This window comes from Shewanella sp. TC10 (assembly GCF_009663145.1).
Classification (GTDB): domain Bacteria; phylum Pseudomonadota; class Gammaproteobacteria; order Enterobacterales; family Shewanellaceae; genus Shewanella.
In genome coordinates this window covers 59187-84299 of sequence record NZ_VKHR01000016.1, presented here as the reverse complement: position 1 = coordinate 84299, position 25113 = coordinate 59187, and the positions used below count along the sequence as shown (strand labels likewise).

Below are 25113 nucleotides of genomic sequence, written 5' to 3'. Positions count from 1 at the left end.
GTTATGGCSATGACCTGCAGTCATGGCATAACCAAAAATCCTGATGAATTACATCAAGCAGATGAAGGTGCTTGGTTGTATGAGCAGCACTCATTGGGCTTTAACTATCGCATGACCGATTTACAGGCTGCTTTAGGGAATAGTCAGCTTAATCAGCTGAGTGATTTTGTTAGTAAACGCAACCTACTGGCTAATGGCTACCATCAACACTTCAGTGACACAGATATCGATGTATTTATGCCACTGGCAAATAGCTTAAGTGCTTTTCACTTATTGATTATTAAATTGCCTGCACATTGTGATAGAAAGCGTATTTTTGAAGCAATGAGAGAGGCGGGGATTGGGGTACATGTGCATTATATTCCGATTCATTTACAACCTTATTACCAAGCTTTAGGTTTTAACAAAGGCGACTTCCCAGCTGCTGAAGCTTATTATCAATCTTGTCTCACATTACCCCTATTTCCGAATTTAACGACAGAAGAGCAAGACTACATCTGTGACACTCTTAAGGGGTTAGTCAATTGAAAATAGCCATTATTCCTGCCCGTGGCGGCAGTAAGCGTATTCCTAGAAAAAATATCAAGCTGTTTGCTGGTAAGCCTATAATTGCTCATGTCATAGAACGAGCATTAGAAAGTGGTTGTATAGACAGAGTTATCGTTTCAACTGATGATGATGAAATTGCACAGGTTGCTCTGCGTTACGGTGCAGAAGTCCCATTTATTCGTCCTGCAGATATCGCTGATGATCATGCAACTACCTCGGCGGTAATTACCCATGCATTGAATTGGCTAATCGACAATAATCAAAAGCCTCAGTATGCGTGTGTCATGTATGCCACAGCGCCGTTTATTCGCTCACAAACATTAGCTGATTCACTGTATTTATTAACTCAACATCCCGATAAAAAGTTTTGTTTTGGTGTCACTGAGTTTCCTTCGCCCATTCAACGTGCTTTTAAAATTACCTCTACTGGCGAAGTAGAAATGTTTCAACCCGAGCACTTTAATAGCCGATCACAGGATTTAGAAAAAGCTTACCATGATGCAGGGCAGTTTTATTGGGGAACTGCTGATGGTTTTCTTGATAGTAAAGGAATGTTTTCAAGTGATTCGATCCCATTTCCACTACCATGTCATCAAGTGCAAGATATTGATACTCCTGATGATTGGAAAAGGGCGGAAGCCTTATACCAAGTGATGATAGGAAAAGTCGTTTAAATGAAAAAGATCATTTTTCGGGTAAATGCTGGTAAAGGCGCAGGGGTTGGGCATTTAGTTAGATGTTGTGCTTTGGCTGCTGAACTCACTGCAGATGGTCATCAGTGTATATTTTTATTGGCTAATTTTGATGCGTCTATACAGCCTTTTTTATCAGGCATTGAGCATGATTTTTTATATTCAAATAAAGAATCTACAGCAGGAGTAAGTGCTGTAGATGCTATTCAAGATGCAAGACTTACGCGTGAGTATATTGCTGATAAGAACGTTGATTGGTTGATACTTGATGACTATTTATTAGGCAAAGAGTGGGAGCAAGCATTTAGCGATATTAACCTTAAATTGATGGTTATTGACGATTTATGTCGAGAACATGTGTGCGACGCTCTGCTTGATGTTCGTTGGAGAGGCGAGCAGACGGCAAGCACATATGATCAACTTGTGCCTGCTGCTGATAAGTTAATTGGTCCACAATATGCCTTATTGTCTTCGCAATACCAGCGAAATAATACTAATGCTTCGCAAACTGATGCGGGTCAATTTGTCATTCTTGTTGGTGTTGGTGGCGGAAGCGATAGCCTAGTAAGCATTGATATTATCAATCAGTTATTGACATTATCTCTTAATAAATCTTTACTCATTAGGCCTATACTAGGGCCATTGACCAGTAACAAATCATTATTAATAGAAACGTTTAAAGATCATATTCAGGTAGAGCCTATTGTAGATTGCTTTGATCTTTTTCCCCACCTTGTTGCTAGTCATCTATATATAGGGGCTGCTGGTGGAGTTTTGTATCAGCTATTAGCATTAAACAAACCTGCTATAACTTTTTCGATAGCTGAAAATCAGCGCACTGCATTAGCAGATTTGGAAGGCATTGGTCATTATTTTCATTGTGATGGTGAATTAGATATTTCAAAGCTAGCGAGCCTTGTCAACATTGTCATTGAACAGTATCCACGCATTCTATCTTTAAAAGCTAAAGCTGTGAGTATCGACGGTTTTGGCGCTAAAAGAGTTGCGCAGTATTTTAATGATGAAGCCGTTACAGCGCTTTCTGATTTTTTTACAACAAATAACCAGCAAGATATAGCCTTTGAGCAGTTAGATGAAAATTACCGCATTAGGCCTGTCATGGACAGTGATATTAATCATTATTTAGACAGTCGAAATTTACCAGCAAATGCGAAAAACATGATTGAAACGAAGCCTATTCCTCGGTTAGGTCATTATCAATGGTGGCTTTCAACTGGACGCGATTCTTACTTACTTGAGAAAAAGAAACGTGCCAGCCTATATATTTGGCAACAAGTTCAACAATATCAAAAGCGTCAATTTCTCATCGGTGGTTGGTTTGTTTGCGAAGCGGCTACCTCTTTTCAAGATGCATTGTTAGCGCTTAACTGGCAACTTGAATATTGTGATGAGCATCTTCCAAACATACCGTGGATAGCCGTTATTCACCGTCAGAATCGTTACGTTAAGTTGATGAACGACTATTTAGGTTTTAGCGAAATAGACCAAAAACATGATTATTTTGATGCAATTGGTTCGATTTTTGCTAATGCATCTATAGATGATTTTTATTATGTGGTACGTACTCCCAACGTGGCGTTAGTGTCTCAAACAACTTCTTCATAGGATTGATATGCAGCATGTAAATCAGAATAAGCTCCCTCTTAATATTGGTTTTATTGGTGGTTCTCATGAATCAGCAGTGGGTTATGCTCATAGCGTTGCGTGTCAATTAGATGGAGGCTGGAAATTAGTTTCTGGCTGTTTTTCTAGAGACATGAATAAAAGCCAAGAAACAGGGGAATATTGGGAGCTTCCTGCGGAACGCATTTATGATGATTGGGAGTTATATATTACTGAGCAGGGTAAAGATGTAGATGCTGTAGTGGTATTAACACCAACCCCCAGTCATGAAGAAATAGTTTGCCGTTTATTACATGCAGGCATTGCAGTTATTTGTGAAAAGGCAATGGCAGCGAACTTGTCTCAATCTAAAGCAATACAACAAGCATTAGAGGTCAGCAAAGGTTTTCTTGCTGTAACATTTAACTACAGCGGTTATCCAATGCTTAGAGTGCTAAAACGTCATGTACAGGCGGGAGATTTAGGCAATATATTACAAGTTCGTGTTGAAATGCCATCTGACGGTTTTATTCAAGAAATTAATACGATGGCTCCACAAGCTTGGCGTTTAGTTGATGGTGAAATTCCTACGTTACTTCTTGATTTAGCTGTGCATGTTCATCATATTAATCAGTTTGTAACAGGCTGTCAGACTCTGAGTGTAAACGCTGACTTTAATCACTTTTCTATTTTTGATGACATTGTTGACGATGCCAATATATGGCTGAAGTGTGAAAATGGCATTAGTGCCTCTTATTGGGTGAGTAAAACTGCCATTGGTTACAAAAATGGTTTAAAAATCTCGGTATATGGTGATCAAGGAAGTGGTCATTGGGTGCAAGAAGAGCCTGAACTATTACATTTGTTTAATCAGCAATCTGTAGAAACAACTTATAACCGTGGAAATTGTCAGTTTAAAGATGAAATTAGAGAACGCTTTAAACCCGGTCATCCAGGTGGTTTTATTGAAGCATTTGCCAACCTTTATCAAGATATAGGTAATGCACTTATTGAATTTAAACAAACAGGTACACATCAATCCCCTTATGTTTTTGGATGGCAACACGCCCACGAAGGCTTGACATTACTCGATGCTGCAACACGTTCAAATAAGCAGCAACAATGGGTTAATTTAAATTGAAGGAGCTGACCATGAGTGGATTATCTCAAAAAGTGACGATTGGCGATCGTATTGTCGGTAAGGATGAAAAGGCTTATGTGATTGCTGAATTATCAGGCAATCATGGTGGGAGTTTAGATAAGGCACTGGAATTATTGCGTGCTGGGGCATCAACTGGCGCTGACGCCATTAAACTGCAAGTTTATCGTCCTGATACCATTACGCTGAACGTGAGTCATGGTGACTTTGCTATCCCAGAAGATAATGCCTGGTCTAAGTATAAAAATTTATATCATTTATATGAATATGCCCATACACCATGGGAATGGCTACCTGACTTATTTGCTGAAGCCGAAAGGTTGGGAGTTGAATTATTTGGCTCTGTTTTTGATGACACTTCTGTCGATGAGTTAGAGAAATTTCCGGTTAAAGCCTACAAAATTGCTTCACCTGAAATCGTTGATTTAGGGCTACTTAAAAAAGTGGCTAACACTGGCAAGCCCGTCATTGTGTCTACAGGTTTGGCGAGTCTTTCTGATATCGCATTAGCGGTTGACTGCTTAACTGAGCATGGTTGTAGTGAAGTCATTTTACTCAAATGTACTACCGCTTATCCTACTCCACCTGAAGAAGTGAATCTTAAAACGGTACAAAGTCTAGAGCAGACATTTAATTGTCCAGTAGGCTTGTCGGATCACACAGTAGGAATAGGTGTGTCAATTGCTGCGGTGACGATGGGGGCATGTGTTGTTGAAAAACACATAAAACTTGATGATGGTGAAGAAACGGTAGACAGTTTTTTCTCGCTCACTATTGATGAGTTTAAAACCATGATCACTGAGATAAGGCGCGCTGAAGTTGCGATTGGCAAAGTCGAGTATAGCTTGACTCCAGAGGCTGCAAAAAACAGTAATGGCCGTCGTTCACTTTATGTTTCTCAGCCAATTAAAAAAGGTGAATCGATCACTAAAGCAAATATTCGTTCAGTGAGACCTGGCTATGGCCTTGAACCTAAATACTTGCCATTAGTTCTAGGTCGTAAAGCAAAACATGACTTAATTGCGGGAGATAGATTGAGCTGGGATGTCATCGCATAATTTCAACTCTACAACAAGTTAATTCCAAATACAGAATATACAATATGAATAATGAACAATACTCCAAAGTGGTCGAAACCATTTTGAATTATATCAATGAACATACCGATGAAGCTGTTAATGAATCTAGTAATTTTGTCACTGAAGGTATATTAGATTCGTTCGCTATTCTAAGTCTTATCATGACATTAGAGTCTGAATTTAATATCAAATTCAAGCCGATTGAGCTTGCCAATCCTGCGTTACAGCAAGTACAAGGTTTAGCAGCCTCTGTATGTAACAAGCTGAGTTAAAAGGCGAGATATGTCTCCGATTTATCAACAATTTAAACAAGTTGCCTTTGAAGCACCTAGTAAGTTGGCGTTGTGTGATGGTGAGCTTCAGCTAACTTTTGCAGCAATATTAGAAAAAGTGGATGCAGTTGCAAAAAATATACTGAACTTATGTAATGGATCTCGCCCTCGAGTAACGTTAATTACGCCAGATCAAGTTGATAATGTCTGTGTTAGTTTAGCCGTAGCCAAAGTGGGTGGTTGCTGTATTCCGATGAATGCACATATGTTACCTGCTCAGCTTCAAGCTGCTTGCGTTGCTGTTGATACTAATTTGGTGATTGCTCAGCAGCCTTTACTTGATAAGTTAGTACTTAAAGATGGGATCGGTGGTGTAACTTGCAGTGATATATATATCAATGACCTTAAAGCATGTCATCGCGATTATGATGAGCTCATCAGTGATTGGCTTAAAGAAGATGATTATTTAATTACCTTATCTTCGGGCTCTACTGGCAAGCCAAAGCCGATTATGATTTCACAGCAGGTCAAGCTACAAAGAGCGATGCAAACCTGGCATTTATACCAGTTAGATTCATCAGACGTTATGCTGTGCGCTTCACCATTTTTTCACTCTCTAGGACAAAGGTTAGTTTTCGTGCCTTTGTTATTAGGCGCTTCGCTAATTCATCTTTCGGCCTTTAGGCCTTCCCATTGGTTAGAGTTAGTTGAGCAATACAAGATTAGCTTTGTCATTGCTGTTTCTTCTCATTTATATGCTCTAAAACACAAGTTATTATCAAATGCGGCAGCATTGAACAGTTTACATACTGTCGTGACATCCTCTGCACCTATTGATGCTGAATTTAAATCGAAAGTATTTAGTGCCATTGGTTGTGATTTTCATGAAATTTATGGTGCAACTGAAATCGCTGTTGCCACGAATCTTGCCCCAAAAGATGCTACAGAAAAATACAAAACAGTAGGCATAGCCTGTGACGATATTGAGTTGAAAATACTCGCGACGAATATGCAACCGGTTGAGCAAGGGCAAACAGGTCAAATCGCAGTAAGATCACCATTGGCATTTTCTGGATATTATGGTCAAAGCCAACTAACGACCCAAGCCATTGATGAAGGTTATTTTTTGACTGGTGACATTGGAGCATTAGATAGTGATGGCTTTTTAACTTATGTCGGTAGGCAAAAAGATATCATCATTTCTGGTGGAATTAATATTTATCCTAAAGACATTGAAACGGCATTGCTAACCGATTCTCAACTCAATGAAGTGGCAGTGATTGGGGTGGAAGATAGCCTATTAGGCGAAGTGATAGTAGCAATATGTGTCACCGAAAATAAGGCGAATATTGAGGCGAAATTACGAAAAGTTGCCAATAAAACCCTCGCACCATTTCAAAGACCATTAAAGTATTTTTTTCCTCCTTTATTGCCGTTAACGCCTACGGGAAAAGTGTCCAAGCTTTTGCTCAGAAAGCAATATGGCAAATTGAATGATGGTTGGACTGACATGTTGCGAGTGATGTTATATGGAGAGATTGCTGATGAATAAGGTTTATTTGTTTGGTGCAGGTATACAAGGTCAAATATTTCTTCGCGCGATGCAGGCAAGTAAGGTTAAAGTTGTGGCTGTTATTGACAGTTATGCGCGTCATTCTGAATTGAACGGTATCCCAGTTATTAAACCTGATGCAGTAACAGATAAATCTTTGCCAATATATATTTCTGTTGGGTTAATTAGCAGAAAAATTAAGGCAGAATTATTGTCATTGGGCTTTCAATTCCCGGCTGACTTTACCGAATCTTTGCAAGCCTTCCCAACCATTATTGATGAATTAAAGTGTCACAGCTTATGGTACAGCGACAATATTTCTGAACGTGTAAATCATAAGGAAATAGCCAAGTTTAATGATTTACTTGTAGATGAAACAAGCCGCCATTTATTGGCTAAGCTAGTGAAGTTTAGAACAGATTTCTCAATTGAAAATTATATCGAACCAGATACTCAGTTGCAGTATTTTACAGATGATATTCCTGCATTAACGTCACTGGAAAGCATTCGTTTTGTCGATGCTGGTGCCTACAATGGTGATACATTACAAAGCTTATTTACGGTCGCTAGTCAAAAACAAATTCCCATTGATTACTGCGCGAGTTTTGAGCCTGATCCTGCTAATTTAACAGGATTAAATCAAGCCGTTACTTCAATCTGTAAAGATGAACAAGTGGGGGATATTTTTGTCTACCCAGCAGGCGTTTGGCATGAAAGCGCACAATTAAGTTTTGAAGCTGAAAGTAATACTTCTAGTAAACTTTCCCTAGGCGGTATTGATGCAACAACCATAAACTGCGTTGCGTTAGATGATGTTCTTTATGGTGCGAAACCTAATTTTATTAAAATGGATGTAGAAGGGGCCGAGCAAGCAGCTTTGAGCGGTACAACTAGAATCATTCAAGATTTCACGCCAGTTTTAGCCATTTGTCTTTACCATACACCCGCGGATTTATGGGAAATTCCGGCACTAATTAATAAGTTAAACTCCAACTATGATATGTACTTACGCGTTTATGGGGACATGTTATTAGAAACGGTGTTGTATTGCGTCCCCAAAGCTAGTCAGTAAATTTATTTAGGAATAAAGAGAATGTGGTCCGAACAAATTGAAATGATAAGCCAAGATATGAAACAGGTAGATTCACAATATTTACCAACTTGTTTTTGGCAATTTGGAGCTAAAGGCCTTCAGCAAGATATTGAGAAAAATGGTATTGAAAACTTCAGAAGTTTAGTGAGTGCATTATCTTATTTCGTCCCCACTTACTTATTTCACGGTTGGGCGACACAACCTGATAAATATCGCGCCATGATAAAAATGTGTGAATCACAACTGAAAGGTGATATTAAAGCGATATTATCATTACAGGACTTCTTATCTGGTGAAATGCATGCTCGTAGTGATTTTAGAGTATTTAAGGCAAGTGAAACCCTTAAACCGCCTTACACAGAACACTTTAGTGAAAGCACGATAGGATCACCTATCGAACAATTTGAATTTTTAGGGCAACGCTTTAGCCGATCAAGTTTAAACTATTTGCTGGCGTTGAATTTTTTAAAACAACATGTCACTGATATTCCTATCAATAAAGTGCTCGAAATCGGTGGTGGTTTTGGTTCTTTAGGTGAAATTTTACTTAGTGATAAACGTAATAATACTTTCTATTTGAACGTTGATATTGCTCCAACGTGTCTTTTCTCAACCTATTATTTACAAAATATTTTTGGTCGAGATAAGATTGCTGATTATAAAATGTTAAAGAGTGAAAATGACTTTTCTTTAACCCAGCTTGCAAGTAAATATCAAGGTGCAGTGATGTGCCCATGGCAGTTACCTGAAGTGACTGGTGAATTAGATTTATTTGTAAACTCCATTTCGTTTCAAGAAATGGAGCCTGATATTGTGCAAAACTATTTGGAACATGTGGCACGTTTAAACTGCCAATATGTGTTACTGCGTAATCTACGTGAAGGTAAACAGTTATCGACTGATGGAAGTCATCTAGGTGTTAAGAAACAAACTAAGTCAGATGACTACGATCGTTTTCTACCAGAATATCAGTTGCTTGCCACAAATGTTCATCCGTTTGGCTTTGAAACCATAGACGGTTTTCATTCAGAATTGCGTCTGTATAAACGTAAGAGCTAATTGGGGAATAAAGAAAGGTTAGTATGGTCTCCCCACAAGGACTCGAACCCTGATCGGCCGCTTAGGAGGCGGCTGCTCTATCCTGTTGAGCTATAGGGAGACTTTTCTAATTATACAAGTTTTACCTTTGATTAAAAGCGTTTAAATTTAGTTGCTTAGTCCTTAGTCACTTCTAATATTATTTCCTTATCGAATTAATGATTATCATATCTTTCCCCCGAAAATGAGGGCAAACCGACTCGGTCAAAATCAGCTGACTAATAGGTTAATATCCGAATTTCTATAGGCTAGTAAATAGCTAAGCGTGCTGGAGTACTTGCTCCAAATAATTTTTAGCTGAAATGCTATCAGGGTTAATACTTAACACTTGTTCAAAAGCTGACTTCGCTCCCTCAAGTTGACCAATTTTAGCAAGAAAAATTCCAAGCTTAAGTAAAGTGCCTTCGTCCGTCGGGTATTTATCTAAATAATCAAGATAAGTATCAAGTGCTTGTTGATTATTGCCTTGTAGCGAGAAAATATGAGCAAGTTGAGGGAAATATTCATCGCTGTAAAGTGAAAGACTTTTGATGGTTTGTTCTGCTAGATCAAGTTGATGAAGCTTTAAAGCCACCAACAACAGTTGTTTGAGCTCTAGCTCTGTTCTATCTGCCTTTTCAATTTGTAATAAAGACTGCAACGAAGATTCGAAATCTTTCTCAATGAAATGAATATAATGCTCAGCTAGGAGGAGTAGCCTTGCTGCCAAAGCATCTTTTTCGATTAAAGGTCTAATGCTATTAATCAGTAAAGTTAGTCCTTTTATGTTGCTATGCTTCTTTAAGTCCAGAATTTTGGCTAATGTATTATCTAAATTCTGATTGGTTTTTTTCATGGCAAAATAGGGATGAGAAAAACTAGTTAGTTGTTCTTGATATTGCTTTTTTGATTCTGCTAATTGTTCTGATTCTTTTGCTGATAATGTATCCAAAAAAGTTGCATTGAGTTTTTGTTCTAATAACCATACTCGACCTGGTTGGTTGTATTTGTTCCAGCCATTGGTAAGCAGCTCAATGTTGGGCTGTACTTTAGTTTCTTCACGTCTAATTCTAATAGTCTCTATCGCTGTTTCTGTCAGCTTTTGTAGCTTTTGAGTGATGACTTCATATGCGCTGTAGTACAACTGTGTCATCTTAAGCATATGTTGCTCAGACCAATCTTGTGTTTTTTTGGTGGTCAGAAACTGAGAGAACTCAAAATAGCCAAACACTTTAATCGACATGTTATAGCGATTAAACTTCTTATTTATCTTAGTTTCAATGCTATCTATTTCTTTAACCTTACCTTGATATTCAATGGATTCAGGCTTCAGTTTTCTCGCTGAGTTAGTCAAATTTAATGCTTTTTTTGACAGCTTTTGAATGCTGTTAAAAGCATTTTTTGCATCGATGACTTCAGTTTCTAATGTGTCAAGAAAGCTTGATTCATTATCGGAACTCGACGGTACCATTGCCAATAATTGAGCTGGAGAACATTGTGCAGATACAATATTAATATCGTTGAAGTTTTTATAAACAACGCCTTTTATTTTGGCTGCGTGCTCTGAGAGGTTAATAATTTCAACATTAGGAAATTGCGAAGCTTCTTCTTCAAGCCCTTGAGCTGCGTATAGTAATTGAATCGGTGTCTCAGCTATTTGCCCAGAATAGGTTTCAACCCATTCGTGGATTATACTGTTTTTACTGCCAGCACTGGCTTCAAGGCTGCCTTTAGCATGAGTGACACCAGTTGGAGAATGACAAAAATCAACGCCGGTTAATAATACTTGTTCAAAACCCATTTCTATGGCGATTCTGATGGCACTGTTTGTGACTGTGGGTCCGATGGTCAAAATATTATCTGTTTCAATCCAAGGTAACTGATCTCCCAAGAACAATGATTTACCTTGCCATTGAGCAATAATTCTATGATTGACATGATGTGAATTGATGAACAGGCTTTCTCCTGCTAATTTCATCATGTCACGATTTACTTCAAAGCTCGTATCTTGGGGATCAACTGAAACAATAATATGTGCGGGAATACCGGCTTGGGAGAGCTTTGCAGCAAACCTTGAAACGGTAAAGATAAAGAGTTGATGATAGTTTTCTTTTATCCACTTTAGGTGAAAATCCAGTGACGGGCCACCACCAATGACTATGGCGGTTTTACCAAGAAACTTATTTCTTAATAATGATGCAGGTAACTGATTTTCAACCACGTTAAACATCTGCTGTTCAAAAAAAGACTTTTGGTTAAAGTTGGCTTTATGTGAAATAGAGTGTTGATTTATGGTTCGATAAGCTTGGCTGTATAGGGTTGAATATTCCTCTATTACGCCTGATGAAGCCGCTAGTGAAAGAGTCACAGCAATCTGATCTTTAATAAAGTATAAGTCATCTTCTGCAGATTCAATATGGTGTGTTAACTCATCAAAACTGATGACTTTTAGGTAATCTTGTTGCTCTGTCGGTATCTCAATGTTGAGCATGTTCATCACTTCTGGCAATTCAACAAAAATGTATTTACTGCCCTCAGTTTTTGGCGCTTCCAGAATGTAATTTACCAATAATCCAGAATCTAAACCCAAGACAATATGTAGGGTGTCTTTAGTAAAAATATCCTGTTTAAATTTTTGTTTAAACGCAGTCGACGAATCCACTTTCTCAAAGGTATTACGGTTAATACTCGGTAAATAATATTCGCCAAACTGGCTAATAGAAAATTGATTATTAAATACTGAACCGGATGTTTCCATTATCGTAAAACCTACCTATAGAATGATTGTACAAGGGCATAATATGATTGAACTATAAGAGTGAAACTAACTCATGCTCTAATGTGTCGGCTAAATTCAGCCAGTCATGGTTTTCTTGGGCGGTTAGCATTGCGGGTACTAAAGCCAAAACCTGCTCTTTATTATTGTGATTCGGTATAGCGGGTATTAAGTTATCTAGTGTTTTCTGTAAGGAGGCTGATGCTTCAATTTCTTGCCCTGTTCTAAATAACTTTGCTGTCATTAAAAGTTGCGCTTGAAGTGAATTGTTCATCACTTTGAATACTCCTTAAAGGTCACACCTAATATTGCTGCCGAGTCTAGAGATGTCTGGATAAAGTTAGTTGATGCTTGATTTCGAATATACATTTCTAAACTTCTTAAATAGGCTCGAAAGGACAAATGCGTGCTCGCTTTGTCGCCATGACCATTTATTACCCAGTGCTTTGCAAGTTCTGCTTTAGGCCCCAATTTACCATTTTCCCATTGTGCATGGGTTTTATGGTTAGGGTAAGAGAAGTCGCAGCCAAATAAACTAACGGTTTTACAATTAAGTTTTACAGCTAAATCTACCGCTGGGTGAAGCACACTGCCATTAGCGAATAAGCGACTTTTAGGTATGCTTAATTGCAGGTGGTCAAAATTTTTACTGGTACTATAAGCGTTAAAACGCATACCTTTCCAGGTTGAAATGATCGCATTTGGCGTGGTTGGAAAGTAAACCAACTTAATGGTCTCAGGAATTAAGTTCGGTAAATGCTCACTGGTAATGTTTTGATCTAAGGTCACTACAATATCAGGTGAGATACCATTGGAAAGCAAGGGGACTAAAGCTGTATCGACTGCAATAATTAATGCTCTATCAGCAACGGGCTTAGCCATTAATGATTTCAAAAATGGGTAATGTTGCTCAAGTGTAGGGCCCGTAGCTATGATAAAAGCGTCATTATTTTGATGATATTTTTTTAAGCTGTTTATATCAGGATCAAACTTAATTATATCGATATTTTCTTTGATGCGTTGCAATAATGCTGGTGAGTCAGCTTGATGTCGTTGGTTTGTATACTCTCGGTTTAACTCATAAACCAAAAGGTCTCGTAAAACAGCGTTCTCATCACTGGCTAGCTGTAAGTCTGGGGTGATAGCAATATAATCATTTGCAATAATTTGTTGATCGGTAATTTGGGATAACGTCACTTTAGGGTGACTTAACCACTCTGTTTGATCTGTGTAACTAAGTAGTAGTGCCAATAAAGCAAAGTTAAGCGGTAAGACAGTGATTGACTCTAATTCTTTAATATCTATGAGTAAGCTAGGTACGTCACCCATACCCAAACCATAAACAGAAATGTTAGTAGCGTCTTCGTTGACTTGACCAATCATAAGTTGCGCTTCTGCTAATCGGTTATAACGGCTGCTTAGTTGTATACCATCAACACTGATTGTTTGTTGAGTCGCTGTGACTAATTGTGCGTCTAACTGGTCGATTGATTGTGCTAATAAAAGTTGAGCAATCTCTGGCCAGCGTTGATTAATAATATGATTGTTTTGTACAAATAACTCAGTCATGTATTACTCGTATATTGTATTTGAAACTCTGTTAAAAATTGACTGCTAGATTTTAATCACAATATCTTGAACTTGAATATTGCCTGTACCTTCAATGCCTTCTAATACGGCAGTTGCGCTTTCTTCTGATACTTGCTCAATCGTCACGGTCGCGCGGTTTTTGGTGGCGACAGCTCGCATTAAGTTAACTCTATCAGGGATATTTTGTTGCAGCACAATCTGAAAACTATCCCCCATTTTTACGTTGTTTTTTCTGCCTAAATTAATAATAATTCTGTTACCTTGCTTAGCAACAATTTGACCTAGTAAAGGGCGGCAGTTAAGTAGATTGTCTATGTCTTGGGTACTTTGCTGTAAAAGCTGATTCATGGTTTGTCCGTAGGTTGAGCCCCAAAACCTCTGTGTCGTTGGTGATACTGTTTCGTCTTTATCAAACTCCCACTCTGCACTGGCAGCATAATCTTTACTCCAAACTTTCTCTCCGCTGATGCCGTGGAATAGTGTAAAGCGTAAATTAATCTGACGCTGAGGATAATCACTCCATAAGCCAAACATTGAACTTTGATAAGGTTCAGTAGAAATGTCTAAAACTTCGGGCTGTAGAATATATTGGCTATCGGTTATTTCACCCAGCCAGCTTGGTATTCTGTTGCCTTTGAAGTTAATTAATTCGTTAGAATGATCTAATTTTTCATTTTCATGCATATGAGCAAAACTGTAATCAGATAAGCTGTTAATGACATTACCGTATTGCTGAGACAGGGCTTGTTCAAAATTTGCCAGTTGGCCATATCTAAGCTGTGAGCGGTCTCGCATTGAGGCTTGAGGAATCATTATCGCGGCTTTGAGCTGTTGGCTATGACATTGTTGTGCTTGTTGTTTTGATTGTAAATTTAAGCGCAGTAAAACAGTGATATCTGATTGGCTAATAATTTCAGAAACAAGCTCGATGTTGCTCGCTTCGCCAATTCGCTGAATATTGAAAGAATTTTGGGTTAAGTTGCCTTGGTTTATGCTCTGCTGACTATTAAAGTTAACGCCAGCTTTTAAGCTTGCATAATTAAGCGCCTGATCAATTGCAGCTTCCCTAGCTTTATCTATATTGCCATCAATAATTTTAGCTTTTCCAGAAACCTCGACTCTTTCTGCCACTGCATCACCACTCATACTCGTTGAAAGCACAAAGAGTAGGGCGAAAGCTAAAAGTTTAACGTTGAAGTTTGGCATGTTCATCATCACTTTTCACAATATTCGATAAATTGAAGTGCCAACTAAATGACTCATCAGCACAGGTTAGATTAATTAGCATGATAAAAGCAAAATCTGTGCCTTTTATGAATCTATCGCCGCGGATTTATTAATATTGAATGGCTATTTTAGGTAAAGCTTTTATGTTCTTTGCCGATACCGTTTATATAGTGTGTTGTTTTAGCCTTTTAATATGATGACTTATCAGTTAAAGCGACATGAAATCATTCAAGCTTCGTGGCACCAATGTATTCGATTGACGCGAATATCATTGAGTTAAGGAATAGGCTATGCGTCGACTGATATTCATCCCAATTGCTTTGTTAGCGGTGGCATGTGCTAATAAAGAACCAGTGCAAACCGATGAGTTAACTTATGTCGATGAGCCTGCAAAGACCAGTTATTGGTTTGCTGAAGAACCTGAGGCTAAACCAGAGCTCACTTATGATATTGAAAAAGTGGGAATAGCCCCTAAGTCTCAGATCAATATTCTGACTGAGAAAGTGGTCAATGAGTTGGTTTTACAAAACGATAGTTTACGTTCTGATCAACCTTTACTGGTTACAACTCCGGTAAGACTCGATAACTTTAATCAGACGGATGCTTTGGGATTGCAGTTACAGCAGGGGTTTGTAGCGGCTTTTCATGGTCATGAGTTTAATTTAGTTGACCTTAATGTCGCTAAAGCACTTAGGGCAACAGAGCAAGGCGAATTCATATTAAGCCGTGACTGGAAACTATTACCATCTGACTTACCTGTTTCTCATGTGGTGGTTTCGACCATGGATACCACCCCAATGGGACTTGCATTAAATACGCGGATTGTGAATGTCAGTAATAATCGCGTGGTTTCTGCAGTGCAGACATTTGTGAATATGAGCAGTTTACCTGGTTACTTAAAACCATCAAATAAAGTGATTTCGGATGGTGGTTTGTTGTATAGAAATGAACAGGCGGGGTTAGGGAATGTTGCCGTGTTAGGAGACAAGCAATGAAACAAATACTTTGGATTATGATGGCGTTAGCAAGTCTCTGTTTGAGTGGATGCTCAAGCAATGATAAATACGTGCAATGGGAAACTGAAGCACCAGAGCAGTTCCCTAAATTAACTGCGATTGGCTACGCACCACTTGCTACTCAGCCTGCTAAAGACCAATCCCATAAAGTCTTAATGGCCATGCAGGCATCTAAAATTGCCGCTTATCGAGAGTTAGCTGAACAAGTTTATGGCCAGCAAATTGATGCAAACAGTCAAATGAGCGATTGGCTTATTAGTAATGAAACGGTTTCAGCAAACGTATCAGGGATGATAAAAGGCGCTAAAGTCGTTAAAAGTTATCCTGCAGGCGATATGTATGTGACTGAGTTAGAGTTGGATTATGCTCAGGTTTGGAATTTATATCAGCAAAATAACCGCCCAAGAAAGATTAAAGAAGTAACCTACTTTTAAGCAGTTTGGTAACGAAGAATAATAAAAGCCACTGTTTTAGTGGCTTTTTTGTATTTGTTATTAACTGATTTGAGCTTGTCAGCACTGCAGCAATTTAACATGGTAACATCGAACAGTTACGCTTTTAAGTTTGAACCTAAAGAGGAGATGGTTGAGGTTCGGCCTTTGTCATTATAAGTCAGGCTGGTGGCATTACGGCTCATTTGCATTGCTTGTGAGAAGCGATTCAAACTTGCGATATTAAGCTCAATTAAACTGGCATTTTGATTATTAATATCCTTACACTGCTCTAGAATAACTTTCGCTTCTTCAACTTTTTCAGCGAGCTCCGCATTAGAGTTGAGTAACGCTTTGTCTGGATGGTTAGCCAGTTTTTGATCGTTCTGCTGTAATTCATTTAGGCAGGTGACTTTTTCCCGTGCTAAAGCTAACAGAGTGTCAGCGTCTTGATCGGTTAGCGCTTGTTTTTCTGCAGATACGAGTTTTTTCAGCGACGACAAGGTGCCGTGCTGAAAAGATAACAGCTGTAGTAATTCATTCATAAGATACTCTTTTTAAAATTCACATTGCATTTTTAATGCGAGATTAACCAAGAGTCATTATGAAATTACTCTTGGTCGAAATTAAGTCCGCTCATGTCAGCTTCAAAACTTGCAATATTAGCAGCAAGTTTTTCAGGGTCTACTTTATATCGACCTTCTGAAATCGCTGTTTTAATTGCATCAACTTTACTTTGATCAATTTCAGGTAACGATGCCATGTTGCTCTGAGCTCCTTGCAGCTGCTGCGCTTGCGAGGTAATGCTGACCGAATCAGTTTTAACAGCCGCTGTATTACTGCTTGTTGAATCAGCAGATTTAGTTGCAGCACTTGAGTCACGACTTGTGCGTAACTGAGTGTGTGAAGCTGTTTTTAGATTGTTAATATCAATTGCCATGTAAGGCTCCAGCGTAATTTATGGTATTCCTAACAGGTTATCGGCCGTGTCAGAAAGAACTTTAGGATTATTTTACATCCTAACTTCAACTTCGCCAACACCTATGACAATAACATCTAGTCTCCTGTTTGAATTGGAGTTTTTTACTCTTATCGTATCTCCAACATTACCATCTCTTAATGCTTCACCGGCAGTTTTTATTTCAAAGCTATTTGTTTTAGCGTATATCGATACCGAATCCCCTTTACACACAAAACATAGGTTATTATTGAGTAATGGTGCTTTGGCTGCGACGCGCCTTTTAGATCGAGTGCCAACAATGTCAGCTATACCAGAGAAAAATTGGCCACGAATACTGTGTTGATCGACAAAGTTGATTTCAATGGTGTCATCTGTAATAAGCTCACCTTTTTCAATGATGCTTTTTGCAGTGACGACTGGATAGAGGACTTCAACTTTAACCGATAAGTACATTTGCCACGGGTAGTCGAACTCAGGACTTATACAGCTTACTTTTACTGTATTAGTGCGATTAATCGGCCTGTCGCTGGCCATTTCTACTGTTATTGGTGGATAACAGGCTGGTGGATTTAGTCTGCCTTCTAAACGTTGTGGCAATATGTTGATTTTTGCATTTGGGTGATATGAAGGTGTTTCAGTTATTTTTTTTGCCACAGTCTCTTTAGCTAACTCGGTAATGGTCGATAAAGAGTAGGTAACAGTGCTACCTTCACTGGCTAAAGCCGGAAAAGTAGAGCACATTATGATAAGTAGCAAAAGAATGTTTTTGTTCATATTTTGTTTCTAGCGAATATTGCCAGAATACCTCTATACTTCATGTTAGCGGTTTAAATACATTGATTTAAAAAAATTTTTTAAGCTGAACTATTCACAGAAGAATAAATGAACCAGAAGTCAGAAGTTTGACTTTTCAGCTGAAAATAATGGTTTATATGGTAATTGATTAATTTAAAGCAATAACTATGCCTATTACATTAAAGCTATTAATATAGCGAAAAATCAAATTTAGCGTGTGTTACAATTTGATGGTAGTTGGATTAGTGTCGCTTTAAATCATAAGAAAAATGCCCGTAGGGGCTGTATTAATTAAGGCAGGGTTATGTCGAGTATTCTTGAATCAGTCAATAAACGTACTCAACTTGTTGGTCAAAACAGACTCGAGTTGTTACTTTTTAAATTGAATGGCCGTCAACGTTTTGGTATTAACGTTTTTAAAGTAAAAGAAGTCTTACAGTGTCCGCCATTAACCACTTTGCCGCGCCTCAGCCCTATGATTAAAGGCATTGCACATATCCGTGGTTCGACCATTTCAGTAATTGATTTGAGTGCGGCAACAGGTGGCCGTCCGTTAACATCAACGGAAAACTGCTTCATTATCATTGCTGAGTATAACCGCAGCATTCAAGGATTTTTAGTGAGCTCTGTTGAGCGAATTATCAATATGAACTGGGAGTCTATTATGCCACCACCACAAGGTGCGGGGCGTAACTCATATTTAACTGCTGTCACAGAAATTGAAGGTGAATTAGTTGAGATATTAGATGTCGAGAAAATTTTAGACGAAATTTCACCGGTTAAAACTGAAATCAGTAAAGAAGCTGATGATGCGTTAACTATTGATCGTGAACAACATTACCATATCATGGTTATTGATGACTCAGCAGTTGCTCGAAAACAGATTATTCGCTCTTTAGAGTCGCTAAACCTGCAAATAGATACTGCAATTGATGGTAAAGATGCGCTGGAAAAACTAAAAGCAATTGCAACTGAAATGGACAATGTAGCCGAAGAAATTCCATTAATTATCTCTGATATTGAAATGCCAGAAATGGATGGCTATACGCTCACGGCAGAAATACGTGATGATCCTAAGCTTAAGGACATTAAAGTGGTACTGCATACGTCCTTGAGTGGTGTATTTAACCAAGCAATGGTTGAGAAAGTTGGGGCTAATGATTTCATTGCGAAATTCAATCCTGATGAACTTGCATCTGCGGTAAATAAACACTTAATTTTATAAGCATTGTTACGATAGTCTGTCTATGATTATATGTAGAGGCAGACTTTCAGAGTCTGACTTACGATTAACTGAGTTACTTAGTATATTAACTTTAAGTAAACGTAAAAGCGGCAGGTTCACACTGAAATTACTTGATAGGTAATTTCTTTATAATAGGGTGTAAATGTGACTAATAAATCACTCGCTGAAGCAGAATATAATCAGTTTAAGCTTTTTTTAGAGCAGCACAGCGGCATTGTATTAGGTGACAATAAACAATATTTAGTAAGAAGCCGCTTAGCGCCTTTAATGGGTAAATATAATTTACCTTCATTATCAGAGGTCGTTAAGCGTTCGATGAAACCTACTGAAAGACATCTACGAGCGGAAGTTATCGATGCGATGACCACCAATGAAACATTGTGGTTCAGAGATAAATATCCGTTTGAGTTACTGCATAATTCGTTATTACCCGAGTACAGCCGATTAGGTCGACCTTTGAAAATATGGTCGGCGGCATGTTCGTCTGGCCAAGAACCTTACTCCTTAGCGATGACGATTCTTGAGTATCAACAGCGTAAGCCAGGCGCTTTGCCAGGCAACGCCACCATTCAAGCGACAGACTTATCACCCTCAATGCTCGAACGGTGTAAAAACGCTGAATACGATAGTTTGGCATTGGCTAGAGGTTTATCCCCTGAACGTAAAAGGCAATTTTTTGATCAATTACCATCAGGTAATATGAAGGTTAAAGATAATGTAAAGCGTTTAGTTAACTTTAGAGCTCATAACTTACTTGAGAGTTATAGTTTATTAGGTAAATACGACATCATTTTTTGTCGGAATGTTTTGATTTATTTTGCCCCTGAGGCAAAGGCTAAAATATTGCGGCAATTTGCTGCCGCTCTAAACCCTAACGGCATATTATTCCTTGGAGCGTCAGAATCTATTTCAGGATTAACCGATGAGTTTAATATGGTTAGATGTAATCCAGGTATTTACTATCAGAAAAAGTCTTAGTTTAAGTGTCTGTAATTAAAGACCTTTATTTTTATCAAATGCCAGCGTTCGCTGGCATTTTATTTTTTATCCTTTCCTAAGTTATTTCTATATTTTTTGGCACAGCCTTTGCTTTATTCATCTCAGTTAGCTGATGGAGGCAATTTTATGGCGATTAATTTTGAAAACGGTTTGGGGATACATCAATACTCATTGGGCATACGCGCTCAAAGGGCTGAAGTGCTATCAAGTAACATCGCCAATTCAAATACGCCAGGCTATAAAGCTCGTGATGTCGACTTTGCATCTGCAATGAACAGTGCCCGTTCACATCAGAAAGGGCTTCAAATGAGTCAAACAACTGACAAACATTTTGATTTAAAGGCATTAAGCCAAGAACATGTTCAGTTCCGAGTGCCAAATCAACCTGATACAGGTGATGGAAATACCGTTGACTCCCAGCAAGAACAAGCAGCATTTATGCAAAACTCATTAGAGTATCAAATGTCATTAGGGTTTCTTGAAAGTAAGTTTACTGGCATGCGTAAAGCGATTAGAGGGGATTAATTATGAGTCTTTTTAATATATTCAATGTGTCAGGTTCAGGTATGTCAGCGCAATCGGTACGACTCAATACCACAGCCAGTAACATTGCTAATGCAGATTCTGTCTCAAGCAGCGTTGATCAAACTTATAAGTCTCGCCATCCGATTTTTGAAGCTGAAATGGCTAAAGCAACGAGTCAACAGAATAGTTCTCACAGTGTCAGTGTAAAAGGCATTGTTGAAAGTGATAAACCGTTATTAAAGGAGTTCTCTCCTGATCACCCAATGGCTGATGGTGATGGCTTTATCTATAAACCAAATGTGAATGTGATGGAAGAAATGGCAGATATGATTTCTGCTTCTCGGTCATATCAAATGAATGTCCAAGTGGCTGATGCGGCAAAATCGATGCTGCAACAAACGCTTCGTATGGGTAAGTAATATGAATTTAGTTGGAGGTAAAAAATGAGCCTCATTAATCCTTACAGTAGTCAAAGTTTGCCGCAAACCCAGTCAGCGAGTTCTACTGGTATTGCATCTAATACTACCCAAACAGAAACTACAGGTAATGCTTTTTTAGACAGTGTTCAGCATGCTGAAGTCGCTGAGACACCTGAGCCTAATAGCCAGGAACTGACTCAAGCAGATTTCTTTGCATTATTAAGTCAGCAGCTTTCTATGCAGGACCCGTTCAAACCAGTAGAAAATGACCAGATGATTTCTCAAATGGCATCCTTCTCGACGGTAGATGGTATTGCCAAGCTAAATGAAGAGATTCTAAACCTCAATACCTTAACCAGCTCTAGCCAAGCTTTGCAGGCATCTGGTCTTGTTGGACAGAAAGTGCTTATTCCGTCTGATACAGGCCATATCAGCACTGATAGCTCTGAAGTCAAAGGGGTGATCAGTACGCCAACACCGATTGATAGCATTACTGTCAATATTGAAGATGAAACGGGTCAAGTCATTAGAACGTTCGAAGTCGATGGTTCTGCAGGCGGCAACATCGATGTGACATGGGACGGTCTAGATAAAAACGGTGAGCCTGTTGCTGAAGGAAACTATGCCATCAAAGCGAACGGTAAAATTGATGGCACATCAGAAGATTTAGCGGTGTCGACTTACGCTCACGTTTCCAGTGTTTCATTAGGTGATGTAACCACTGGTGCAATATTAAATCTTCGTGGTATTGGCGGCATTCAATTGTCAGATGTACTTGCTGTAGCTGAAAGTTAATTTACTGCACATTAGACCGTGGAAAGCTTAACAACCAAATATCAATAATGGTCAGCATTTTGACTATTAACAATAAATAGAATTAGTAAGAGAAGGGGTGAATTATGTCGTTTAACATTGCTTTGAGTGGTATTTCCGCTGCTCAAAAAGATCTCAATACCACAGCAAATAACATTGCCAACGTTAATACTATTGGCTTTAAAGAGTCCCGCGCAGAATTTGCTGATGTTTATGCTAATTCTATTTTTTCCAACAGCAAAACTGCAGTGGGTGGCGGTGCGACCACAACTCAAGTGGCTCAGCAATTCCAACAAGGTAGTTTACAGTTCACCAGTAACTCACTTGATATGGCTATTAGTGGCGGTGGCTTCTTTGTTACAGCTTCTGAAGTGGGTACTCAAGATCACTCATTTACCCGTGCAGGTGCTTTCAAAGTTAACTCAGAAAGCTTTATGACCGATTCAGCAGGTAATTACCTTCAAGGTTTCCCTGTTGATGCTGACGGTAACTCTACTTCTGTGAGTTTATCGAGTACGGTACCGATTAAAATTCCTGATACAGCAGGTAGCCCAGTTCAAACAAGTAACGTTGGCTTACAAATGAACCTAAATGTCGGCGAGTCAGAATTAGATCCAGCGAATTTTGATCCGAATGATCCTGACACGTTTAATAATTCAACTTCTGTAACGATTTATGACTCGTTAGGTGAGTCTCATATCATGACGACTTATTTTGTTAAACCTACAGATGGTGCTTACACAGGTGAAAGTAACTGGGTCGCATTTTATGCCGTTGATGGCAAACAAGTTGATATTGACCAAGCAAATGGTGGTTCATATGGCGTTGATACCACAGGTGATGGTATTGCAGATGGTACTGCATTAGCTGAGAATGCATCTGGCTGGAAAGGCTCAGTTTTAAAATTTAATGATGCGGGTGCTTATACAGGTTCAGATCCTACCACTGTTGAAACGGTAGAACTGGGTGTTAACGGTGCTAATGTATTAGGTCCTGGCGCTGATGGAAGTCAGAAGATTACACTTGGTTTTAATAATCCAACTCAATATGCATCACCTTTTGAAGTCACAGAATTAACCCAAGACGGAACCACTGTTGGCCGCTTAACTAATGTTGGGATCGGTGAAGATGGACTAGTGACAGCAAGTTATAGTAACGGCACAACTGAGCCATTAGCACGTGTTGCTTTAGTTCGTTTTGCCAATGAGCAAGGCTTAACGCAAGTGGGTAACACTTCTTGGAAGGCGAGTTTAGATTCAGGTGCTGCTCTAGCGGGTGAAGCTAATAGTGGCACATTTGGTGGCATTCGTTCATCGGCTTTAGAGCAATCTAACGTTGATTTGACTACTGAGCTTGTTGATTTGATTTCAGCTCAACGTAACTTCCAAGCCAACTCGCGTACGCTTGAAGTGAACAACACCTTGAACCAATCGATTCTTCAGATTCGATAAATCTTAAACTCTCAAAGAGTTTAGCGAGTCAAAGAGTTGCCGCCATGGCAACTCTTTGCCATTTTATTCTGACTATTTATCTGCTTTCTTTATTCTATAGCACTGTTTATTTCTTCTATATTTCATTCAGTTAATTCTAAATATCCTTCCTTTTATACTTTGGCACACTGATTGCTAGTTCTGTATATATCTTTTGTTATGTAGAAAGTTTGACGGAGCAGCAAATGGACAAATTACTTTATGTTGCCATGAGTGGGGCAAAGCAGAATATGAATGCTTTGGCTGTTCGTGCCAATAATTTAGCCAATGCGAATACCGATGGTTTTAAAGCTGATTTGGCTCAGGCTCGCTCTATGCAAGTATTTGGCGAAGGTTTACCTACGCGTGTTTTCTCTATGACAGAAAGCCCAGGCCATAACTTTAGTTCGGGGCCAATTAAAACCACGGGGCGTGATTTAGATATCGCCATCAAAGATAAAGGCTGGATTGCAGTACAAGGTGGTGATGGTGGTGAAGCTTACACTCGCTCAGGGAGTCTAAGTTTTGACAGTACAGGCTTACTGACTAATGGCCGTGGAAACCCTGTGATGGGTGAGGCAGGCCCTATTGTCTTGCCGCTACCTATCGATAAAGTTCAGATATCACCTGATGGGATTATTTCTGTACGACCACAAGGCGCTACAGCTGATGTCATCGAAGAAGTGGCTCGAATCAAACTCGTTAACCCTGACAATCAAGAGATGATGCGTGGTGAAGACGGTTTATTCAGATTGACCTCAGGGCTTAATGCACCGAACGATCCAAATATTAAAGTTGAAACAGGCGCTGTTGAAGGCAGCAATGTTAATGCTGTATCTGAAATGGTGGCGTTAATTGATATTCAGCGCCAATACGAAATGCAAGTGAAGATGATGAAAAATGCCGAAGACCTTGATCGTGCATCGTCATCTTTAATGAGAATTAGTTAGGAGTAATTATTATGCATCCCGCTTTATGGATAAGTAAAACTGGCTTAGACGCCCAGCAAACCGATATTGCAGTTATTTCTAATAACGTGGCGAATGCCAGTACTGTTGGCTATAAGAAAAGCCGGGCAGTATTCGAAGACTTGCTTTATCAAACCGTGAATCAAGCGGGTGGTATTAGTGCTGATAATACTAAACTACCTAATGGTCTGAATATTGGCGCGGGTACTAAGGTTGTTGCCACTCAAAAAATGTTCACCCAAGGCAACATGCTTACTACGGATAACTCTCTAGATTTAATGATTGAGGGGCCTGGTTTTTTTGAAGTGGAAATGCCAGATGGTACCGCTGCTTATACGCGAAATGGTCAGTTTAGTTTAGATGAGAATGGCCAAATTGTGACCCCAGGTTCTGGCTATGTTGTACAGCCATCAATCACTATCCCAGATGATGCAACCTCGATAACGGTTTCAGCTGAAGGTGAAGTTTCGGTTAAGTTATCTGGCGCGACTGAAAGTACAGTTGTTGGGCAGCTTGCTATGAGTGATTTTATTAATCCATCAGGGCTAGATCCTCTAGGCCAAAACTTGTATACCGAAACGGGCGCGAGTGGAACGCCAATTCAAGGCACGGCTTCATTAGATGGCTTAGGTGCAATTCGACAGGGTGCACTTGAAACATCGAATGTGAATGTCACAGAAGAGTTAGTTAACTTAATTCAAAGTCAGCGAATTTATGAGATGAACTCAAAAGTGATTTCAGCTGTTGACCAAATGATGTCTTACGTAACTCAAAATCTATAA

26 protein-coding genes and 1 tRNA gene are annotated in these 25113 nt (G+C 39.0%); 19 read left to right on the top strand and 8 right to left on the bottom strand.

The genetic code is table 11. From position 1 onward, the window contains the following. The 9 genes from FNZ24_RS07940 to FNZ24_RS07900 all read left to right on the top strand — a co-directional run. The coding region (locus FNZ24_RS07940) for a DegT/DnrJ/EryC1/StrS family aminotransferase (RefSeq protein WP_194945019.1) at positions 1-528 on the top strand (528 nt) is incomplete at its 5' end. Beyond that, positions 525-1223 carry a pseudaminic acid cytidylyltransferase gene (pseF, locus tag FNZ24_RS07935; protein ID WP_153913946.1) on the top strand — a complete coding sequence of 233 codons (699 nt, stop codon included), beginning with the start codon at positions 525-527 and terminating at the stop codon, positions 1221-1223. The genes FNZ24_RS07940 and pseF, both read left to right, overlap by 4 nt. After that, positions 1224-2867, top strand: a complete 1644-nt coding sequence (gene pseG / locus FNZ24_RS07930) for a UDP-2,4-diacetamido-2,4,6-trideoxy-beta-L-altropyranose hydrolase (RefSeq protein ID WP_153913945.1) — start codon at positions 1224-1226, stop codon at positions 2865-2867. A gap of 7 nt (positions 2868-2874) precedes the next feature. Beyond that, positions 2875-4005: a Gfo/Idh/MocA family protein gene (locus FNZ24_RS07925; RefSeq protein WP_153913944.1), complete on the top strand. Its 1131-nt coding sequence runs from the start codon at positions 2875-2877 to the stop codon at positions 4003-4005. Positions 4006-4016: 11 nt separating this feature from the next. Further along, positions 4017-5081 (top strand): pseudaminic acid synthase, encoded by a 1065-nt coding sequence (gene pseI, locus FNZ24_RS07920; protein WP_228768417.1) that lies wholly within the window; start codon positions 4017-4019, stop codon positions 5079-5081. Between the two features lie 44 nt (positions 5082-5125). After that, complete coding sequence (locus tag FNZ24_RS07915) at positions 5126-5374, top strand: acyl carrier protein (RefSeq protein ID WP_153913943.1); 249 nt, start codon at positions 5126-5128, stop codon at positions 5372-5374. Positions 5375-5384: 10 nt separating this feature from the next. After that, complete coding sequence (locus FNZ24_RS07910; protein WP_153913942.1) at positions 5385-6926, top strand: class I adenylate-forming enzyme family protein; 1542 nt, start codon at positions 5385-5387, stop codon at positions 6924-6926. After that, entirely contained in the window at positions 6919-7998 is a 1080-nt protein-coding gene (locus FNZ24_RS07905; RefSeq protein WP_194945018.1) for an FkbM family methyltransferase, read from the top strand. The genes FNZ24_RS07910 and FNZ24_RS07905 overlap by 8 nt, the downstream gene beginning before the upstream one ends. A 21-nt stretch (positions 7999-8019) precedes the next feature. Continuing rightward, positions 8020-9078, top strand: coding sequence for a putative sugar O-methyltransferase (locus tag FNZ24_RS07900; RefSeq protein ID WP_153913940.1), 1059 nt, complete (start codon positions 8020-8022; stop codon positions 9076-9078). Between the two features lie 24 nt (positions 9079-9102). Here FNZ24_RS07900 and FNZ24_RS07895 read toward each other — a convergent pair. From FNZ24_RS07895 to FNZ24_RS07875, 5 genes are all read right to left on the bottom strand, one after another. After that, positions 9103-9178, bottom strand: a tRNA-Arg gene (locus FNZ24_RS07895). A 198-nt stretch (positions 9179-9376) separates the two neighbouring features. Then, positions 9377-11854 carry a 6-hydroxymethylpterin diphosphokinase MptE-like protein gene (locus tag FNZ24_RS07890; RefSeq protein ID WP_153913939.1) on the bottom strand — a complete coding sequence of 826 codons (2478 nt, stop codon included), beginning with the start codon at positions 11852-11854 and terminating at the stop codon, positions 9377-9379. 52 nt (positions 11855-11906) lie between these two features. Beyond that, a complete protein-coding gene (locus tag FNZ24_RS07885; RefSeq protein ID WP_153913938.1) occupies positions 11907-12146 on the bottom strand; it encodes a hypothetical protein in 240 nt (79 codons plus the stop codon). After that, entirely contained in the window at positions 12146-13441 is a 1296-nt protein-coding gene (locus tag FNZ24_RS07880; protein WP_153913937.1) for a motility associated factor glycosyltransferase family protein, read from the bottom strand. The genes FNZ24_RS07885 and FNZ24_RS07880 overlap by 1 nt, the downstream gene beginning before the upstream one ends. A gap of 45 nt (positions 13442-13486) precedes the next feature. Further along, a complete protein-coding gene (locus tag FNZ24_RS07875; RefSeq protein WP_153913949.1) occupies positions 13487-14674 on the bottom strand; it encodes a flagellar assembly protein FlgT in 1188 nt (395 codons plus the stop codon). A gap of 305 nt (positions 14675-14979) precedes the next feature. Between FNZ24_RS07875 and FNZ24_RS07870 the strand changes: the two genes are divergently transcribed. Further along, the gene (locus FNZ24_RS07870) at positions 14980-15684 is read left to right on the top strand and encodes a FlgO family outer membrane protein (protein WP_153913936.1); all 705 of its coding nucleotides are present in this window, start codon (positions 14980-14982) and stop codon (positions 15682-15684) included. Further along, a complete protein-coding gene (locus tag FNZ24_RS07865; protein WP_153913935.1) occupies positions 15681-16139 on the top strand; it encodes an LPP20 family lipoprotein in 459 nt (152 codons plus the stop codon). The genes FNZ24_RS07870 and FNZ24_RS07865 overlap by 4 nt, the downstream gene beginning before the upstream one ends. Before the next feature lie 116 nt (positions 16140-16255). Here FNZ24_RS07865 and FNZ24_RS07860 read toward each other — a convergent pair whose 3' ends face one another. The 3 genes from FNZ24_RS07860 to flgA all read right to left on the bottom strand — a co-directional run bounded on the left by FNZ24_RS07860 (position 16256) and on the right by flgA (position 17871). Continuing rightward, entirely contained in the window at positions 16256-16681 is a 426-nt protein-coding gene (locus FNZ24_RS07860) for a flagella synthesis protein FlgN (protein WP_153913934.1), read from the bottom strand. A gap of 65 nt (positions 16682-16746) precedes the next feature. Continuing rightward, on the bottom strand, positions 16747-17076 hold the full coding sequence (flgM, locus tag FNZ24_RS07855) for a flagellar biosynthesis anti-sigma factor FlgM (protein WP_153913933.1): 330 nt from the start codon (positions 17074-17076) through the stop codon (positions 16747-16749). Between the two features lie 72 nt (positions 17077-17148). Then, the gene (flgA, locus tag FNZ24_RS07850; protein WP_153913932.1) at positions 17149-17871 is read right to left on the bottom strand and encodes a flagellar basal body P-ring formation chaperone FlgA; all 723 of its coding nucleotides are present in this window, start codon (positions 17869-17871) and stop codon (positions 17149-17151) included. Positions 17872-18196: 325 nt separating this feature from the next. Here flgA and FNZ24_RS07845 point away from each other — a divergent pair, with 325 nt between their 5' ends. The 8 genes from FNZ24_RS07845 (at position 18197) to flgG (ending at position 25113) form a co-directional block, all read left to right on the top strand. Continuing rightward, a complete protein-coding gene (locus tag FNZ24_RS07845) occupies positions 18197-19117 on the top strand; it encodes a chemotaxis protein CheV (RefSeq protein ID WP_153913931.1) in 921 nt (306 codons plus the stop codon). A gap of 165 nt (positions 19118-19282) precedes the next feature. Beyond that, positions 19283-20116 carry a CheR family methyltransferase gene (locus FNZ24_RS07840; RefSeq protein WP_153913930.1) on the top strand — a complete coding sequence of 278 codons (834 nt, stop codon included), beginning with the start codon at positions 19283-19285 and terminating at the stop codon, positions 20114-20116. A 147-nt stretch (positions 20117-20263) separates the two neighbouring features. Then, a complete protein-coding gene (flgB, locus tag FNZ24_RS07835; protein WP_153913929.1) occupies positions 20264-20662 on the top strand; it encodes a flagellar basal body rod protein FlgB in 399 nt (132 codons plus the stop codon). A 2-nt stretch (positions 20663-20664) separates the two neighbouring features. After that, on the top strand, positions 20665-21081 hold the full coding sequence (gene flgC, locus FNZ24_RS07830; protein WP_102528992.1) for a flagellar basal body rod protein FlgC: 417 nt from the start codon (positions 20665-20667) through the stop codon (positions 21079-21081). Between the two features lie 24 nt (positions 21082-21105). Then, the gene (gene flgD, locus FNZ24_RS07825) at positions 21106-21876 is read left to right on the top strand and encodes a flagellar hook assembly protein FlgD (protein ID WP_153913928.1); all 771 of its coding nucleotides are present in this window, start codon (positions 21106-21108) and stop codon (positions 21874-21876) included. Positions 21877-21980: 104 nt separating this feature from the next. Continuing rightward, positions 21981-23345, top strand: coding sequence for a flagellar hook protein FlgE (gene flgE / locus FNZ24_RS07820; RefSeq protein ID WP_153913927.1), 1365 nt, complete (start codon positions 21981-21983; stop codon positions 23343-23345). Positions 23346-23569: 224 nt separating this feature from the next. Further along, a complete protein-coding gene (gene flgF, locus FNZ24_RS07815; RefSeq protein ID WP_153913926.1) occupies positions 23570-24313 on the top strand; it encodes a flagellar basal-body rod protein FlgF in 744 nt (247 codons plus the stop codon). An 11-nt stretch (positions 24314-24324) separates the two neighbouring features. Then, positions 24325-25113 carry a flagellar basal-body rod protein FlgG gene (flgG, locus tag FNZ24_RS07810; RefSeq protein WP_055025044.1) on the top strand — a complete coding sequence of 263 codons (789 nt, stop codon included), beginning with the start codon at positions 24325-24327 and terminating at the stop codon, positions 25111-25113.

Bases quoted from the DNA above. Each gene is read 5' to 3' on its own strand.
- FNZ24_RS07870 (WP_153913936.1), top strand. From the start codon at position 14,980: ATGCGTCGACTGATATTCATCCCAATTGCTTTGTTAGCGGTGGCATGT.
- FNZ24_RS07915 (WP_153913943.1), top strand. From the start codon at position 5,126: ATGAATAATGAACAATACTCCAAAGTGGTCGAAACCATTTTGAATTAT.
- FNZ24_RS07880 (WP_153913937.1), bottom strand. From the start codon at position 13,441: ATGACTGAGTTATTTGTACAAAACAATCATATTATTAATCAACGCTGG.
- flgG (WP_055025044.1), top strand. From the start codon at position 24,325: ATGCATCCCGCTTTATGGATAAGTAAAACTGGCTTAGACGCCCAGCAA.
- FNZ24_RS07910 (WP_153913942.1), top strand. From the start codon at position 5,385: ATGTCTCCGATTTATCAACAATTTAAACAAGTTGCCTTTGAAGCACCT.
- FNZ24_RS07875 (WP_153913949.1), bottom strand. From the start codon at position 14,674: ATGAACATGCCAAACTTCAACGTTAAACTTTTAGCTTTCGCCCTACTC.
- flgF (WP_153913926.1), top strand. From the start codon at position 23,570: ATGGACAAATTACTTTATGTTGCCATGAGTGGGGCAAAGCAGAATATG.
- FNZ24_RS07865 (WP_153913935.1), top strand. From the start codon at position 15,681: ATGAAACAAATACTTTGGATTATGATGGCGTTAGCAAGTCTCTGTTTG.
- FNZ24_RS07885 (WP_153913938.1), bottom strand. From the start codon at position 12,146: ATGAACAATTCACTTCAAGCGCAACTTTTAATGACAGCAAAGTTATTT.
- flgD (WP_153913928.1), top strand. From the start codon at position 21,106: ATGAGCCTCATTAATCCTTACAGTAGTCAAAGTTTGCCGCAAACCCAG.
- flgC (WP_102528992.1), top strand. From the start codon at position 20,665: ATGAGTCTTTTTAATATATTCAATGTGTCAGGTTCAGGTATGTCAGCG.
- pseG (WP_153913945.1), top strand. From the start codon at position 1,224: ATGAAAAAGATCATTTTTCGGGTAAATGCTGGTAAAGGCGCAGGGGTT.
- FNZ24_RS07900 (WP_153913940.1), top strand. From the start codon at position 8,020: ATGTGGTCCGAACAAATTGAAATGATAAGCCAAGATATGAAACAGGTA.
- flgA (WP_153913932.1), bottom strand. From the start codon at position 17,871: ATGAACAAAAACATTCTTTTGCTACTTATCATAATGTGCTCTACTTTT.
- flgB (WP_153913929.1), top strand. From the start codon at position 20,264: ATGGCGATTAATTTTGAAAACGGTTTGGGGATACATCAATACTCATTG.
- FNZ24_RS07860 (WP_153913934.1), bottom strand. From the start codon at position 16,681: ATGAATGAATTACTACAGCTGTTATCTTTTCAGCACGGCACCTTGTCG.
- flgM (WP_153913933.1), bottom strand. From the start codon at position 17,076: ATGGCAATTGATATTAACAATCTAAAAACAGCTTCACACACTCAGTTA.
- FNZ24_RS07925 (WP_153913944.1), top strand. From the start codon at position 2,875: ATGCAGCATGTAAATCAGAATAAGCTCCCTCTTAATATTGGTTTTATT.
- FNZ24_RS07905 (WP_194945018.1), top strand. From the start codon at position 6,919: ATGAATAAGGTTTATTTGTTTGGTGCAGGTATACAAGGTCAAATATTT.
- flgE (WP_153913927.1), top strand. From the start codon at position 21,981: ATGTCGTTTAACATTGCTTTGAGTGGTATTTCCGCTGCTCAAAAAGAT.
- pseI (WP_228768417.1), top strand. From the start codon at position 4,017: ATGAGTGGATTATCTCAAAAAGTGACGATTGGCGATCGTATTGTCGGT.
- FNZ24_RS07845 (WP_153913931.1), top strand. From the start codon at position 18,197: ATGTCGAGTATTCTTGAATCAGTCAATAAACGTACTCAACTTGTTGGT.
- FNZ24_RS07890 (WP_153913939.1), bottom strand. From the start codon at position 11,854: ATGGAAACATCCGGTTCAGTATTTAATAATCAATTTTCTATTAGCCAG.